This window comes from Nocardioides candidus, from assembly GCF_041321175.1.
Taxonomy (GTDB): domain Bacteria; phylum Actinomycetota; class Actinomycetes; order Propionibacteriales; family Nocardioidaceae; genus Nocardioides.
Genome location: NZ_JBGGWC010000002.1, coordinates 66720 through 82516 on the forward strand (window position 1 = coordinate 66720; position 15797 = coordinate 82516).

The 15797-nt window shown below is 73.1% G+C and carries 15 protein-coding genes; 3 read left to right on the top strand and 12 right to left on the bottom strand.

Features of this window, described 5'->3' with window-relative positions; all coding sequences use genetic code 11:
* Window positions 1-3 precede the first annotated feature (3 nt).
* From ACAX67_RS10135 to ACAX67_RS10175, 9 genes are all read right to left on the bottom strand, one after another.
* Entirely contained in the window at window positions 4-1047 is a 1044-nt protein-coding gene (locus ACAX67_RS10135) for a glycosyltransferase (RefSeq protein ID WP_370703726.1), read from the bottom strand.
* A gap of 18 nt (window positions 1048-1065) precedes the next feature.
* The gene (locus tag ACAX67_RS10140; protein ID WP_370703727.1) at window positions 1066-1776 is read right to left on the bottom strand and encodes a sugar transferase; all 711 of its coding nucleotides are present in this window, start codon (window positions 1774-1776) and stop codon (window positions 1066-1068) included.
* 127 nt (window positions 1777-1903) lie between these two features.
* The gene (locus ACAX67_RS10145; protein WP_370703728.1) at window positions 1904-3463 is read right to left on the bottom strand and encodes a GTPase; all 1560 of its coding nucleotides are present in this window, start codon (window positions 3461-3463) and stop codon (window positions 1904-1906) included.
* A complete protein-coding gene (locus ACAX67_RS10150) occupies window positions 3460-5163 on the bottom strand; it encodes a GTPase (protein WP_370703729.1) in 1704 nt (567 codons plus the stop codon). Before ACAX67_RS10150 ends, ACAX67_RS10145 begins: the two co-directional genes overlap by 4 nt.
* Entirely contained in the window at window positions 5153-6136 is a 984-nt protein-coding gene (locus tag ACAX67_RS10155) for a hypothetical protein (RefSeq protein WP_370703730.1), read from the bottom strand. The genes ACAX67_RS10150 and ACAX67_RS10155 overlap by 11 nt, the downstream gene beginning before the upstream one ends.
* 85 nt (window positions 6137-6221) lie before the next feature.
* Window positions 6222-6701: an SPFH domain-containing protein gene (locus tag ACAX67_RS10160; RefSeq protein ID WP_370703731.1), complete on the bottom strand. Its 480-nt coding sequence runs from the start codon at window positions 6699-6701 to the stop codon at window positions 6222-6224.
* Between the two features lie 158 nt (window positions 6702-6859).
* A complete protein-coding gene (locus ACAX67_RS10165) occupies window positions 6860-9463 on the bottom strand; it encodes a CHAT domain-containing protein (RefSeq protein ID WP_370703732.1) in 2604 nt (867 codons plus the stop codon).
* 8 nt (window positions 9464-9471) lie between these two features.
* Window positions 9472-10074 (bottom strand): hypothetical protein, encoded by a 603-nt coding sequence (locus tag ACAX67_RS10170; protein WP_370703733.1) that lies wholly within the window; start codon window positions 10072-10074, stop codon window positions 9472-9474.
* Complete coding sequence (locus tag ACAX67_RS10175) at window positions 10071-10634, bottom strand: RNA polymerase sigma factor (RefSeq protein WP_370703734.1); 564 nt, start codon at window positions 10632-10634, stop codon at window positions 10071-10073. Before ACAX67_RS10175 ends, ACAX67_RS10170 begins: the two co-directional genes overlap by 4 nt.
* Window positions 10635-11185: 551 nt before the next feature.
* Here ACAX67_RS10175 and ACAX67_RS10180 point away from each other — a divergent pair.
* Window positions 11186-11311 (top strand): hypothetical protein, encoded by a 126-nt coding sequence (locus ACAX67_RS10180; protein ID WP_370703735.1) that lies wholly within the window; start codon window positions 11186-11188, stop codon window positions 11309-11311.
* Window positions 11312-11350: 39 nt separating this feature from the next.
* Here the strand turns inward: ACAX67_RS10180 and ACAX67_RS10185 are convergent, their stop codons facing one another.
* The gene (locus ACAX67_RS10185) at window positions 11351-12682 is read right to left on the bottom strand and encodes a helix-turn-helix domain-containing protein (protein ID WP_370703736.1); all 1332 of its coding nucleotides are present in this window, start codon (window positions 12680-12682) and stop codon (window positions 11351-11353) included.
* A gap of 356 nt (window positions 12683-13038) precedes the next feature.
* On the opposite strand from ACAX67_RS10185, the gene ACAX67_RS10190 reads away from it, so the two are divergent.
* Complete coding sequence (locus tag ACAX67_RS10190) at window positions 13039-13170, top strand: hypothetical protein (RefSeq protein WP_370704550.1); 132 nt, start codon at window positions 13039-13041, stop codon at window positions 13168-13170.
* 5 nt (window positions 13171-13175) lie between these two features.
* The gene (locus tag ACAX67_RS10195; protein WP_370704526.1) at window positions 13176-13652 is read left to right on the top strand and encodes a gluconokinase; all 477 of its coding nucleotides are present in this window, start codon (window positions 13176-13178) and stop codon (window positions 13650-13652) included.
* 9 nt (window positions 13653-13661) lie between these two features.
* On the opposite strand, the gene ACAX67_RS10200 is transcribed toward ACAX67_RS10195, so the two are convergent.
* Both ACAX67_RS10200 and ACAX67_RS10205 read right to left on the bottom strand, forming a co-directional pair.
* Window positions 13662-14411, bottom strand: a complete 750-nt coding sequence (locus tag ACAX67_RS10200) for a ZIP family metal transporter (protein ID WP_370703737.1) — start codon at window positions 14409-14411, stop codon at window positions 13662-13664.
* A 61-nt stretch (window positions 14412-14472) separates the two neighbouring features.
* Window positions 14473-15786: a flavin-containing monooxygenase gene (locus tag ACAX67_RS10205; RefSeq protein ID WP_370703738.1), complete on the bottom strand. Its 1314-nt coding sequence runs from the start codon at window positions 15784-15786 to the stop codon at window positions 14473-14475.
* Window positions 15787-15797 lie beyond the last annotated feature (11 nt).

The following is a 15797-nucleotide window of genomic DNA, read 5'->3' on the forward strand; positions in this document are numbered from 1 at the left end:
TTCCTAACTGAGGACGAGCTCGGCGGGGGCGTGTCGGTAGGCCTCGTGCAGCCGCTCGCGCTGCAGGTCGGCGGAGTGTGCGGAGGCGAAGGCGAGCGAGCGGCGTTGCTCGCCGGCCCACGCCGTCGCCGAGTGGAGGGCGATGATCCGCGCGGCGAGGTCGGCGGCCGTGCCGACCGTCCCCGGCACGCCCAGGCTCATCAGCGTGTCGATGCCGCGCGCCGCGATCGGCAGGCCCATCGCCGCGGCTTCCAGGATGCTGACCGGCGCGGCCTCCCACGCGGCGGTGTGGACGTAGACCTGGGCACCGGCCAGTCGTCGTACGACCTCGGTCCGCGGGAGCCAGCCGGCCACCGCCACGCCCTGGGCGCGGAGCTCGTGCTCGGCGTCGGCGTCGCCGCCGCCCAGCCACTCCCACTCGACCCGCTGGTGGAGGACCTCCTCCAGGTAGCCCTTGACGCTCAGGAGGTAGTGCCAGTCCTTCTGGGGGCTGATGCGGCCGACCGTGACGACGCGGGGCCGGTCGGACCACCGGGCCCGCAGCTCGGGCGGGTTGAGCGCCCGGTTGGGCACGGTGACCACGTTGCGGTGGCCCAGCTCGGCGGCGAGGTGCGCCTCCCACGGCGAGCAGGCGACGAGCACCGAGGTCCGGCGCGCCATCGCCCGCTCGAGGCGGCGCACCCCGGCCCGGACGACCGGCCCGAGGTCGCGACGCTCGAACGCGAAGCAGTGCGGGCTGTAGGCGACGTCGACGCCGAGGTCGAGGGCACGCACCAGGAGGCCGGCGTACGACGAGTGCGCGTGCACCTCGTCGGGTGCGAGGTCGCGGACCAGGTGGCGCACCGACAGCACCGACCGCAACGGCTGCGCCGGCAAGGTGTGCACGCCCGCGAAGGCCGACAGGTCGTCCCCGGTGTCGGCGTGCGACCGGCGGGGCCACACGGCCAGGTGGTGCTCGACCTCGGGGGTGGCCTCGACCATCGAGAGCACCGAGGTGAGCACGCCGCCGCCGAGGGACTCGACGACGTGCAGGACACGGACGGTCATCACGTTCTCCAGGGCTCGTCAGTAGGCGCCGCGGGCCAGCACGACGGCGGGCACGGTGCGCAGGAGGATGAGGAGGTCGAGGCGCAGGGTGCGGTTCTCGACGTAGTTCAGGTCCATGCGGATGGCGTCGCTCCAGTCGAGGTCGCTGCGTCCGCTGACCTGGGTGATGCCGGTGATGCCCGGACGGACGGCGAGGCGCTGGTAGTCGAGAGGCGCGAACCGCGCCACCTCGCGAGGGGTGGTGGGCCGCGGACCGACGAGGGCCATCGACCCGCTCAGCACGTTCCACAGCTGCGGCAGCTCGTCGAGCGAGAGCCGGCGCAGCCACCGTCCCGGGGCGGTCACCCGCGGGTCGTCGTGGATCTTGTTCAACGGCCCGGAGCCGTCGTCCTGCTGGGCGAAGACCTCGTCGGCGACGTCGTCGGCCCCGATCCGCATGGTGCGGAACTTGACGATGACGAACGGTCGACCTCCGGTGCCGATCCGCTGCTGGCGGTAGAGCACCGGGCCGCGGCTGGTCGTCGCGACGAGCACGGCGATCGCCACGAGGAGCGGCAGGAGGAGGACGAGGGCGAGGCCCGCGAAGGCGACGTCCATCGTCCGTCGGGCCGGGCCGTGGGCCCGCACCGCGATCAGCGGCACGACCGCGGCGGTGGCCGCCTCGGCCGGCGTCGCCCGGACCGCGGTCGTGTCGTCGGTCCGCTCGTACGGAGCGCGCGCGATGCTCACGAGCGCCCCCGCTCAGAGGGCCGCGGCACCGCCGCGAAGAGTTCTTCCTTCACGCATCACTGGTGCCGGGAAGCCCTGCGTTGATCCATCGGAAGATGCAGAATTTCGCTCAACCATGGGGTTTTTCTCACGCCTTGGCGGCGGAGAGGTCCCTACGGAAGCGGGCGTACGACGCCAGCTCGGTGCGCATCGGGGCCAGCACCTGGCCGCGCACGACCCGATCGATGACGCGCCGGCACTCGTCCTCGACGAGGCCTGCCTCCGCGGCCGCGTAGCGGTCGACGGCGGAGCGTCCCATCACGAGGACCGCGATGCCCAGCAGCACGACGAGAGCACCCGCGACCACGGGGACGGCGAGAGCCGCACCCGACGTCGCGGCGACGCCGAGCCACCCCGCGGTGGCCACCGTGCCGAGCGCCGCGACGGCGCGGGCGGGACCGAGCAGCGGGAGCCAGCCCGGAGGACGGAGCTCGAAGCGGAGGGCCGCGAGCTCGGCGTCGAGGCGGTCGTCGGTCTCGCCCAGCCGGGCGGTCGCGGCCGTCCGGACCGGGTCGGCCCAGGCCGGAGCGAGGTCGCGGCAGACGTTGTCGACCAGCGAGCGCACGGCCGTGTCGGCGGCGCGACGGTCGATCGCACCGAGCGACCGCTGTCCGTCGCCGACGGGGGTGCGCGTACCGCCGCCGAGCAACGAGGTGCGCCGGGCGGCCTCGGCGCGCGCCGCGCGCCGGGTCTCCTCGGCCAGGGCGGTCACGCCCGCGGCCTCGCCGATGCGGCGCTCGAGGTCGGCGATCCAGACGTCGGGCACCGACGTCGGCGCGTCGCCGCTGGCCTCCTCGACGCGGGAGGCGGCGGCCCGGATGTCGGCCTCCACACGGAGCGCGGAGTTCTGCTTCTCCTCGACCCGGCGCCTGATCGCGGTGCGCAGGTCGTCCATGCCGATGCCCTCGCGAGCACTCGTCGCGAGCACCCGCGGGTCGCGGATGCCGTCGGCGACGAGGAGCTTGCGAAGGTCGCGGAGCATGCCGGTGCGGCGCTCCTCGGGCACGGTGTCGATGTGGTTGAGCACCACCAGCGTCACGGCCCGGTGGCCGGCCAGCGGCCGGAGGAACTGGCGGTGGATGGCGGCGTCGGCGTACTTCTGCGGGTCGACGACCCAGATGAGGAGGTCGGCCAGCTCGACCATCCGGTGCGCCTCACGGTGGTGGGCGACCTCGATCGAGTCGTGGTCGGGCAGGTCGAGCAGGACCAGGCCCTCGGGGAGCCGCGACTTCGCGGGCGCGCTGTCGAGGCCGGACCTGCGGTACTGGTCGTCCGGGCGCACGCCCAGCCACTCGAGCATCTCGCCGAGGTCGTCGTCGGACCAGAGCAGCGCCTTCGCCGTGGAGGTCGTCGGGCGCTGCGCGCCGGACGCGGAGATCGTGGCACCGGCGAGCGCGTTGAAGATCGAGGACTTCCCCGAGCCGGTCGAGCCGGCGATCGCGACGACGGTGTGCGCCGCGGACAGCTGGAGCCGTCCGGTGGCCCGCGCCGCGGAGGCCTGGACGTCGTCGAGCAGGTCGTCGTCGATCCGGCCGCGGGCCGCGTCGACCGCGGCCGCGAGGCCCGAGAGCCGCGCCTCCAGGCGCGACCCCTTCGTCAGCGTGCGCGGCTGCGCCGCGATCGACGCACCCAGTCCTCGTCCGGTCATCGGCTCCTGCTCCCGTCGGCCTCGTAGTGGAGAAGCGCGCGGGCCGCGTCGCGTGCTGCTGCACGCAGGCGGTCCGGCGCGTCGGGCGCGAGGTTCCAGTCGAGCACCGGCCGGAGGTAGCGGTCGCGTTCCGCTGCGAGCATCGAGGTGGTCGCCCGGACCACGTCGTCGCGCGCCTGCACCAGCAGGCCGTGCAACGCGGCACCGGTCGGGTCCTCCGGCGCCTCGCCCACCGGCGCGGTGATCGCATGGAGGACGAGGGTGACGGCGAGCGCGCGGGAGCTTTGGTCGCGCAGCCCGCCGTCACCCCCGAGCTGTTCGGCCACGCGCGCGACGAGACGCCGGCGCACCGCGGCGATGGACTTGCGGGTCCGGGTGCCCAGACCCCGGCCCGGGCGCGAGAGGTCGTCGGCGCTCCAGTCCAGCAGGGCGCTGCCGTGGCTGGTGGCGCGCAGGTCGGCGCTGGCGTGCGCCGCGGCGCGCTCGGCGTGGTCGACGACGAGCGTCTCGAGGGTCAGGTCGAGGGCGAGCACCAGGCGGTCCACCCGCGTCTGGAGCTCGTCGGCCGACCGGGCGCGGAGGTCGTGCACGGCGCCGACCGTCTCGGCGAGGGGCGGGACGTCGTACCGGTGGAAGAGCTCGGCCCACTGCGCGCGCAGCTCGCCACGAAGCAGGCTTCCGTCGCCGAGGGCGCCGCGCAGCAGGTCGACCTCGACGCCGTACGACCGGTCCGCGATGGTGAGCAGCTCGCTCACCGCCTCGACCTGGAGCACGGCGGCGTCGGCGACGGAGGCCGCGGCGACGACGGCACGGCGTACGGCGCCGCCGACGGTCTGTTGCACGGCGGCCGAGCGCGCCCGGACGTCGGCGGCGAGGGAGTGCAGCCAGTCGCGGATGTCGGCGACGTACGGCGCGGGCAGTCGCCCGCTCTCGTCGACCGGGCCGTGCTCGACGAAGAACACGTGCTGGTCGCGGATCCCGCGCTCGGTGAGCATCCGGCTCAGGTGGGGGGTCACCGTCGCGCGGTCGTCGACGGGGATGCGGTTCATGACGACGGCGGTCGCGGCGTCGCGGGCCAGCGCGATCGAGAGCTGCTGCCAGGGCACCTCGTCGGCGTAGCGGGCCGAGGAGGTCACGAAGAGCCACAGGTCGGCGGCGGCGAGCAGCTTCGTCGCCAGCTCGCGGTTGGCGTCGTCGATCGAGTCGAAGTCGGGTGCGTCGAGGATCGCCAGGCCGCGCGGCACGGACGGCGTGCCGACCAGCTGGATCGCCCCGTGGTCGGACGTCGCGTGGTCGACGCGGTCCAGCGTCGGCAGGATGCGGTCCGGGCCGAACCAGTCGCGGTCGTCGGGGTGGTGCACCAGGACGGGCGAGCGGGTGGTGGGGCGCAGCAGGCCCGGCGTGGTCACCCGCCGGCCGGCGAGGCTGTTGACCAGGGTCGACTTGCCGACGCCGGTCGGTCCGCCCACGACGACGAGCGCAGGCGCGCCCGGGCCCTCGAGCCGGGGCAGGAGGTAGTCGTCCATCTGGTCGACCACCTGCGACCGCTCGGTGCTCACCGAGCCGGACTCGCGCAGCGGCAGCGGCAGCGGCGCCGCGCCGAACGCCGTGCGCAGCCGGGCGACCGCGAGCGACAGCTCACGATCGACGGCCCGGGCGCGACCGGTCACGGCGGGTGCCGGCACCGTCTCAGTCGACACGACGGCCATGGCGGCGGAACATCGACCCGAGCTGCCGGTCGAGCAGCTCGTCGGCGAGGGTGGCGGACGCGTCGGCGGGCTCCGGCGGCACCCCGGTCGGGTCGACGACCTCGGCCTCGGCGTGCCCGCCGTCGTCGGCGTCGTCGGTCCCCTCGGCGTCCTCGGCGTTCTCTGCGTCCTCGGTGTCCGCGGCGTCCTCGGAGTCCGCGGTCTCGTCGGGCCGGCCCTCGTCGGCCTCCCCCGCGGCGGCGGCGATGTCGTCCTCGACCTCGTCGACCTCGTCAGCAGGAGGACGGGGGGTCTCGGCGAGCAGCTGGGCCATCGAGGCCCGGGCGTCCTGGAGCCGGCTCATGATGTCGGCCACCGTGGTCGTCAGGTCGCCGATCGCCTCGGCCGACTCCTCGCTCAGCTCGATCGCCCGCTGCAGCACGTTGCGCGCTTCGCCGCGGATGCCGTCGGCGTCCTCCTGGGCGCGGGCCGCGGCCTCGGCGAGGTAGGCCCGGGCGGTCTCCTCCGCCTCGGCCATCGAGGTCCGCAACGCCTCCGCGCGGATCGCGTCGGCGTCCTTGTTGGCCGACTCGACCAGGTCCGCGACGAGCGCGTCGACCTTCGCGCGCTGGGCAGCGGCCCAACCGGAGATCTCCTGCCGGGTCCGCTCGGCGGCGTCCCGAGCCTCGATCACGATGCGCTCGGCCTCCTCCGAGGCCTGCTGGCGCGCCTCGTTCGCCATGGCGAGCATGGCCTGGGCCTCCTGGTGCGCACCCCGCGTGGCCCGCAGCGTCGCGGCGTGCTCGGAGGCCGATGCGGTGACGCCGGCGACGCCGAGCTCGGCGGGTGGTGCGCCGGGTGGCTGGAGCTCGCTCAGCACCTGGTCGAAGGCGCGTGCGGTCTCGCCACCGGTGGTCTCGGCAGGTGCCGAAGCGACGCCCTCGGGCGCGGCACCCTCGGCGTCGGATGGAGTGCGACTGAACATGCCCGACTAGTGCCGCGGACGCGTCCGTTGATCCGAACCCACCGAACTTTTCCTCAGCGATCCGGACATCGCGTCGGACCTCGCCTCACACATCGTCGTGGGACAGGTCGGGGTGGTCGTCGTCCGGGTCGGCGAACGGCCGGAACGCCCAACCCTCGCTGGACTCCGCCCGACCGAGGTCGGCCGCCCGGCGCTCCACCTGGAAGGCGTCGCGCATCGTGGCGAGCAGCCGCTCCCCCTCGTCGAGCCGGGTGTTCATCACCGAGAGGCCGAGGTTGCGCATCGACTCGGCGTGCCCGACCGCGTCGGCCACGATCGCCCGCGCGTCCCGGTCCGCCTCGGACAGCTTGGCGGTCGCGAGGCGCACCGCCGTCGCACGCAGCCGCTGCGCCTCTCGGGCGATCAGGGCGAGCAACCGGTAGGCCTCCGCGGTGTCGAGGGTGCGACCACTCTCGAGGCGGTCGATCAGCCGATCGATCTCGAGGTGCGGGAAGCTCGGGGGCCAGGCGAGGCCCTCGCCCTCGCCCCGGTCGGGCACCGATGACGGATCGGACGGTGGGACCACGACCGAATCACTTCCCTCCAAGCAGGCTGCGTGACGAGCGCGCCGATGGTGCGCGCCCGCACGGACGCGCACACCGACATCGACTGACTGGTGCGCAGAACGGCCGCGTTGATCCACCGGAGGCCGAATCCGGCGGGGTTTTCCCGGCGAGCCGGTGCTCAGCCCCGACGTGCCTCGTGCCCGACGTAGCGGAACGCCGCCCAGAAGTAGGGGTGCGGGTGCTGCGCCGCCACCTCGCGCCGCGCGCGGCGCAGGGCGTACGGCGGCGCCAGGCCTTCCGCGAGGCCTCGGTAGAAGCTCGTCATCAGCTCCAGTGTCACCGCGTCGTCGACCGCCCACAGTGCGGCGATCACGCCCTCCGCTCCGGCCGACAGGCAGGCCGAGGCCAGACCGATCGGCTCGGCGAGGTAGTCCGGCGACAACCCGGAGCCACACGCGCTCAGCACGACCACGGCACCGCCGAGGTCGAGTGCGCCGGAGATGATGTCGCGGGCGTGCAGCCACCCGTCGCCCAGCTGGAGTGCGGACGACAGCGGGTTGTCCTGGCGGAAGACGCCGTGGCAGACCAGGTGCACGACGTCGGCATCGGGTGCGCGCTCGATCAACGCCTCCCTGGTCGCCTCCTCACCGATGAGGATCTGCGCCGACGGCAACGTCGTGAAGATCATCTCCGCCTCCGCGGTGATGAGCGGGGCGTTGTCGTCGGGGACGGCGAGCACGAGGGCCGCGATGCCGGGCGCGTCCGGGCTCGTGGGCGGCAGCTCCGAGGGGAACGGTGCATCCAGTGCCGAGAACCACGGGCCGACCTCGTCGAGCAGTCCCTCGAAGGGCACCGCGTGCAGGTGCCGGTGGCCGATGACCTGCAGCTCGTCGTCGAGGTCCGCGAGGAGATCGGCGAGCGGCTTCACGAGCAGCTCGCAGAGCCCGTCGAGGGCGGGCGATGCCCAGCCCTCCTCGATCACGCGCGACTCGGGTGCCATCAGTCGGCACTCCTGCTGCCACGAGCTCACCAGCCGACGGGTCTCCGCGGCGATCGCACCGAGCACGCGGGCGTCGACCTGGCCGTCGCGCACGACGAAGGCGACGACCTCCTCGCCGGTGACGTAGTACTCGACCAGCGACCCCCACGGCACGGACGGCAACACCTCGTCGTCGGGATCGGGGGTGGCCCAGGAGGACGGGCGTCGCGAGGTCTGCAACAGCTCGTCGAGCCGCTGCGCACGCTCCTCGTCCGTCGTCGGCCGCGCTCCGTGGGTGTGCTCGACGAGCGGCCCGAGGGACGAGCTCTTCATCATCCGGGCGCGGCGCCACGCCTCGATCTGCGCGGCATGGTCGTTGCGCTCGAGGAGCAGTGCGATCAGCTCGTCGGTCGCCTCGACCAGCGAAGGCAGGATCACGGCCGAGGCGTCCTCACCGAGCCGCTGCTCCCACGCACGGCCGACGCCGAGCGCGCTGCGGAGCGCCTCGAGCGCCTCGTCGCTGTGGCCGAGCCGCCGCAGGTGGCGGGCCCGGGCCAGCAGCACGTCGACCCGGAGCTCCGGCACAGCGGCGCCGACCGCGAGGTCGGCTGCGGCGTCGAGCAGGTCGGAGGCGTGCTCGGGCTCGACCACGCGTGCGGCGAGCAGCCGCGCGTGCACGCCGAGGAAGGGAGCGACGTCGTCGAGGTCGGCGTCGAGCACGCGGGCGCACTTGCCCGCCGCGAGCTCGAGGTCGCCGCGCGCCAGGGCCAGCTCGGCCTGGACCAGCCAGGTCCGTCCGCGCAGCAGCTGGCTGCCGCACTCGGCGAAGAGCCGGTCGGCCACCGCCACCTCGCGGGCAGCCACCTCGAAGCGCTCCCACCGGAGGGAGGCCTCCGCGCAGGCGAGCGCGGCACGTGCCGAGCACTCGACCGCGCCGATCTGGGCGAACACGTCCTCGGCCAGGCCGGCCTCCGCGTGCGCCTCGGCGGGGAGGCCAGCCCGCAGCAGCGCCTGGGACCGAGCGAGCCGGTGGATGCCGACCTGCCACCTGCTCGCACCGTCGTGCGGCTGCAGGCAGTCGAGCACACCGAGGGCGCGCGCCACCTGACCGGTCGCGGCCAGCGATGCGGCGATCATGATCGACGCCGTCACCGACTCCCGCTCCTGCCCCGACGCCCGATAGCTCGATCGGGCCCTCTGCAGCTCGACCATCGCATTGTGCGCGCGGCCGGCGTCCAGGGACGCCACGCCGCGCCCGAGGCTGACCAGGGCCATGCCGTCGGCGTCGCCGAGGGCGGCGTACAGGTTCTCGGCGGTCTCGTAGTGGCGCAGGGCCGCTGTCATCTGGCCCATGCCGGCGCGGGCGTCGGCGAGCTGCCGCTGCACCGTGGCGTCGAGCAGGGCGACCCTGCTCTCCTCGTGCGCCTCCCGTCCGAGCTGCGCCTGGACGCGGAGCACCGCCGACTCGGCGGCCTCGTACTCGCCGAGGAGCACCTGGACCTCGGTGCAACCCAGGGTCGCCCGGGCGGCGTCGAGCCTCCGGCCGACGGCGAGCCAGTTGCGGCGCGCATGACGGAACGCCGAGGACGCGGCGCCGAGCTCACCCAGGTGGAGGGCGACCTCGCCCCGGATCTCGCTGATCCGTGCTGCCCGACCGAGGTCGCGCTGCCCCTTGATCGCCGTCTCGGCGTCGTCGAGCAGCTCGACACACCGGTCGAGGTCGCGGTGCAGCCAGCTCGCTGCACCGTCGATCAGGTTGTCTACATCGGTTCGGTTGGAGCTGGCCCGATCCGCACTCCTCATCGCCGCCGTCAGTGAGCGCGGAGATCGACCGCAGCACGGACGCGCGTGTCACCGGCCGTGAGCCACAGCTCGTCGACCTCCACCGGCACTCCCCGCACGTCGAAGCGGCCGTCGGCCGCCGAGCGCGCGGCACGCCGCAGCGCACCCTGCTGGAGGAACGCCAGGTCCACACCCACGGTCTCGCCCTGCGGCACCATGATCAGGCCCTGCACGTCGACCTCGCCGGGACCCGCCGCGACCGCGTCGAGCACGAAGCGCCCCACCAGGCTGTCGAACGCCAGGTGCACCCCGTCGTCGTGCGAGCGCACGCCCGCGGCGGCAGAGCCGACCCGGGTGTCGTAGAGCAGCGAGGCCTCGGACCAGTCGTCCTGCTCGGGGCTGTGGAGCCCGACGAACACGTTGCGCAACCGAGCGCTCAGGTCCGCCGGCGGCTTCTCGAGCGGCATCGATCCCGTGTGGTGCAGGAAGTCGCGGATCCACTCGATGGTCTCGAGCGTCTCGGCGTCGGCGGTCTCCACGTACGTGGTCACCGCGTCGGCGCGCTCGGGGGGCGCGAGCCGACCCTCGACCCAGTCGAGGAGCTCGGTGAAGGACGGTCGGGTGGCGTTCACTGCTCGTCCCTGAGGATGACGCGGAGCTTGTCGAGGCACCGACCGCGCAGGGGGCCGATGCCGCCGATGGAGCGGCCGAAGCGCTCGGCGATCTCGGCGTAGCTGGGCGACTCGCGCTCGAAGTAGAGCGCGAGCAGCAGCTCGCGGCAGGTGCCACCCAGGGTGGCGAGCGCGTCGTGCAGGGTCGCGACCGTCGCCCAGTCCGCGAAGGGATCTGAGATTCCCTCCGTGGCGAGCTCGAGGGCGACCGTGCGGCGGCTCAGGTTGCGCGTGCGCCAGGCCTGGCGGCGGGCGACCGTCATCAGCCACGACGCGAGCTTCTCGTCGTCCTGGATCCGGTCGAGGGAGTCGACCAGCGCGACGAACGTGCTCTGGGTGACGTCGGCCGCGTCCTCGGCACCGAGGCCGTTGCGGAGGGCGACGGTGTAGACGAGCCGCTCGTAGCGGCTCACGATCAGGTTCCAGGCCTCGGCATCACGGCGTCGGCAACGGCGCAGCAGCTCGGTGTCGCTGACGGGGCCGGCCGGCTGCGCAGGTCCGGTCCCGGGTAGATGCCGCACGTTGCTGCGCGGCAATGAGGTGCGAGTCGGGCGCTCGCTCAATGACGTCATTTCGTCCCCACGAAGATTTTGGGAACGCGTGGAGCGCGCATTCCCGTGGTGAAGAGCCAATGCCTTGATCAATGCGATCCGCCCGAGAGAGCTATCGGTCGGACCCGGGCGTTGGCCCAAGGGTCTGAAAGGTGACCCTAACCGCGACTTCGCCGGTCCACAAGACGGATAACTTCGAAAAAGTCTGGATCCGTGGATCAAATCCCCACGAATCCGCACCAGTGGGGTATGGAGCGGACCCCGTCCACCAACGGAGTGCGGCCCCACCGCGAGGCGGGGCCGCTCTGCTCCGGGTGCGCTCCCGCACCCCGTCACCGACGGGATGGACGCGAGCGCGACGCCCGATGTCGCGGCTCTCCTCGCGGCCCACCCTTTCGGCAAGCGGACGCTACCACCTTTGCCGGAGAGGCATCCACATTCTTTCCAATACTTGCCACACTGTTTTCCTGGCGTCGACATCGGGTGCGGCGCGCAGGGTCACCCATCTGAGGGAGAAGAAGATGACCGCACTGAAGAAGTACGTCGGGACCGCTGTCGCCGTCGCCGCAGTCCTGCTCACGGTCGGGGTCGCCGCACCGGCCGACGCCGTCACCTCGCAGTCGGGACGCCCCATCGGTTGCTGCTGAACCGGTCACCGCTGACGCACCCGGCGACAGCCGGGAGCGTCAGCCCGGGCTGATCGCCCGGTCCCGGGCGCGACTTCGGACGCGAAGTCCACTGGCCGCAGCCGCGCCCTTCAGCGCTGCCCTGGCGGCCTCCATCTCGCCGGCCCGCTCGAGGAGCTCGGCCAGCTCGCACCATGCCTGTGCGACCCAACGGTCCGAGCCGCCGAGCTGCTGGAGGACCTCCGCGGCACGGTGGTAGGAGGCGACGGACTCCTCGCGCCGACCGAGCTCGGCCAGCGCTTCGCCGTGCACGATCAGGGCGTCGGCCATCCCCAGCGAGGCCCCGTCAGGCGTCTCCTCCTGCGCGGACCGCGCCACCTCCTCGGCCTCCTCGAGCCGCCCGTCCAGCAGCAGGGCGCGGGCCAGCACGACCTCCCCCTGGGCGCGCTCGCCGGCGCTCGCGCTCGTCGAGCGCAGGTCACGGTTGCCGCGACGGATCTGGTCGAGGGCGGCGTGCACGTCCGGGGGGTCGAGCGACAGCTGGAGCCGCCCGAGCTCGAGACGCAGCCGGGCGAGGTTGCGCACGTCCTGGCCCTCGCCGAGAAGAGCGAGCGCACGCCCGGCCAGCGCGAGCGCCGTCTCGGTGTCGCCCCGCTCGGAGTAGACGATGCTGGTGTTCCAGTAGGCGGTGCTGCGCGCGGTCGGCGACGCCTTCTCCTCCGCGACCCGGATGGCCGAGGTGCAGATCCGCGCCGCACGGCTCAGGTCGCCGCGCTCGATGTAGGCCAGTGCCACGGTCATGGCCAGCTGGACACCCTCGTCGGTGTGCTCGAGGCCGCCGTCCTCGATGACCGGCCTCAACCGCTCCCCCACCTCCGTCGCCAGCACCAGGTCGCCGACCTCGCGGTAGCAGCGGCTCAGGGCGATGCCGAACCGGATCGCGGCCAGGCCGCTCGCGCCGTCCAGCAGCGCCTCGAACTCGGTGATCGCCTCGTCGAGCTGGCCGCCGGCCTCGAGCACCCGCGCCACGAGGTAGCGACCGTGGTCGACGAGGTCCTGGTGGGAGGCGCGCTCGGCGCGCGTGAGGAACTGCCGCGCCTGCAGCTCGGCGTCGACGACCTCGCCGTTCTGGAGCGCGAGCTCGGCATAGTCCAGGCCGAGGCGGATCTCCTTGTACTCCGCCGAGGTCGCGCCGTGCAGCAGAGCGTCGACGGTCGTGCCGAGCCGCTCGGCGATGACCTCGAGCACGCTCAGCGTGGGTCGGCGGGTGCCGGTCTCGATGCGGGAGAGGTAGCCGATCGACAGCGTGTCGCCGGCGAGGTCGCTCTGGGTCCAGCCCCGTGCCAGCCGTGCCGACCGCACGCGCGACCCCAGCATGACCGGCTCGACCATCCTGAGTTTGTCCGCTACGTGCGTGTCGACTTGACTCACCGGCAGCATCCTAGGGCAGCCCCACCAACTTCGATCCGGAAACGTTGGAGGTCACCGCCGACAGATCGCTCCCGCCGACCGCCCGGGCGGCGCAGAACGGCGACGGCTCCGGGACCAGGACCTGGTGCCGCCCGGCGGACGTCCGGCGGCGGCCGAGACAGGCCGCGGGGTCGCACGGAGGTCCGTAGGGGAAATTCTCCGACGGTGCGTGATGTGACCCGGATCCCGTCCGGAGCGCGCAGGTCTGAATCCTCCGCCCGCGGGAACCACCTCCCTGCGCCCGATCCTCGGCGCCCGGACCACGGAGGAAGAGCACGATGATCCGCTGGACTGTCTCCCGCCTGCTGGGCCGCCTGTGCCCCGTGTGCGACGGCCACTTCCACGACCTCGAGCGGCACTGGGCCGTGGACCACCTCCGGTTCGGGCTCGAGACCAGGTCGGCCGCCTGACCCTGCTGGCGGTCACCGGCGTGTCCGGCTCGGGGAAGTCGACCGTCGGGGCCGCGCTCGCCGAGCGGCTCGCCGTACCGTTCCTGGACGGCGACGCCCTGCACCCGACCGCCAACGTCGCGAAGATGCGCGCCGGCCTGCCGCTGGACGACGAGGACCGCTGGCCGTGGCTGGACCGGGTGGGCGCGTGGCTGGCCCGGCACGAGGCGGGCGGCGGCGTGATCGCGTGCTCGGCCCTCCGCCGTACCTACCGCGAGCGGATCCTGACCGCGGCGCCGAGCACCCGGTTCGTGTGGCTGACCGCGCCCGCCGAGCTGATCGCGGAGCGGCTCGCCACCCGCTCGCACGCGTTCATGCCGGCGACCCTCCTCGAGTCCCAGCTCGCCACGCTCGAGCCGCTCGACCCCGACGAGCCAGGCGTCGCCGTCGACGCGTCGGCCCCGCTGGCGGACGTGGTGGCGCAGGCGCTCGCGCTGGGATGACCTCCGCCGTCACGCCCGCTCGATCGTGAAGGCGACGATGAACCCGAGGGTCGCGATGAGACCCGCGAAGAGATGGGCCTGCTCGAACGCCTCGGGGATCATCGTGTCGGACACCATGGCGAGGATCGCGCCCGCCGCAACGGCCGTGATGAGGGCGATGGTCGCGTCCGGCGCCCCCTGGAGCAGCAGGCAACCGAGGAGACCGGCCAGCCCGGACGCGACGGCGATCGCGATCCACACGCCGAAGACGTAGGTCGCGCTGCGGCCGTTGCGCTTCATCCCGGCGGCGCTGGACAGCCCCTCGGGCAGGTTGGAGATGAAGATCGCGGCCAGCACCGGCACTCCGACGCCGTTGCCGCCGAGCAGCGAGAGCCCGAGCACGACCGACTCCGGGACGCCGTCGAGGAGGGCCCCGACCGCGATCGCGGCACCGCTCCCCGACTGCTCCTCCTCCGACGGCTGCTGCTCGCCGGACCGCTTGCGGTGCCGGGCACCGCGCCGGTTCAGCACGAGGTTCGCGCCGACGTACGCGAGCGCACCCAGGAGGAAGCCGACGACCGTGGGGCCGAGCCCGCCGGTGGTCTCCGCCTCGTCGACGAGGTCGAACGACAGCGCCGAGATGAGTACGCCGGCTCCGAACGCCATGATCGAGGCGACCACCGGTTGGGAGACCCGCACCCGCCAGGCGACCAGTGCGCCCAGCACGAGCGCGCCACCTGCGAGCAGGCCCCACAGCCCTGCGGCGAGCCATACCGGCATCGCGCCGCCCTCCCTCGTCTCGTCGTCCGACCGTGGGGGCCGGTACCCAGCGCCGGGCCGGTCAGGCCCCGGCGGCCCGCTTCTCCCCTGCCGCGATCTCCTGCTCGAGGTCGAGGCAGTAGCGCCCGAAGTCGATCTGGATCGTGTGGCGGGGTGAGGCGTAGTACTGCTCCAGGTGCCGTGCCTCGTCCTCGGCCATGATCCGCTCCTGGTCCTCGACCGACGGCAGCACGTAGTCGCCGACGAGCAGCTTGACGAGCAGCTTCGACTGCTGCTCGGCCAGGTTGACGATCGTCGGCGACGACTGCGCGAGACCGAGGTGGTAGAGGTGGTCGACGCCGGGCTTGATCATCCTCTTGAAGAGCGGGTAGCGGTGCTCGGAGTCGGGGTGCAGGTCGGCCTCGCCGTCGTCGAAGAACGGGAAGCGCATGTCGTAGCCGGTCGCGCAGATGATGACGTCGGCCTCGACCGCGCTCCCGTCGGCCAGGTGGACCGTGCGCCCGTCGAGCCGGACGATCTCGGGCAGCATGTGGATGTCGCCGGACCCGGCGCGGGTGAGGAAGTCGGCGCTCACCGACGGATGCGCCGACAGCGGCTCGTGGTCGGGCTCGGGCAGGCCGTAGCTGCTCATGCTGCCGACGAGCTCGCGGATGAGCTGGCGCGACGCGGCGAGCGCGACGTCCTTGGGGATGTCCGGTGGCGCCATCACCTTGTCGGCGGCGACGCCGTTGCGGTACTTCGGCAGCACCCACACGCCGCGGCGCGCGGAGACGTAGAGCCTCTCGGCCATCCACCGGTTGGAGAGCTCCGAGGCGATGTCCATCGCGGAGTTGCCCATGCCGACCACGATCACCCGCTTGCCGCGGATCTCGATCGGCTCGAACGGGCTGATGTAGGCGTGGCTGTGCATCAGGTCCCCGTCGAAGTGGCCCGGGTAGTCGGGCAGGCGCGGCGACCAGTGGTGCCCGTTCGCGACGACCAGGTCGGTGTAGGAGCGGGTCTCCCCCGTCGAGAGCGCCAGGTCCCAGCCGCCGCCGTCCCCACGGCGCGCGCGCACCACCTCGGTCTCGAACTCGATCGCCTCGCGCAGCCCGAAGTGGTCCACGTAGGCGCGGAAGTAGTCGTGGATCTGCGTGTGGTGCGGGAAGTCCGGGTAGTCGGCGGGCGCCGGGAAGTCCTCGAACTGGAGCCGCTGCGTCGAGGTGTCGATGTGGAGCGACTCGTAGACCGACGAACGACCGTTGGGGTTGCGGAAGTACCAGTTGCCGCCGACGTCGTCGCTCATCTCGAAGTGGTCGTAGGCGATACCGTGGTCCTTGAGGCGCTTCGCGGTGGTGATGCCGGAGCAGCCGGCGCCGATGATCGCGACCTTCACGGGTGGTTCCC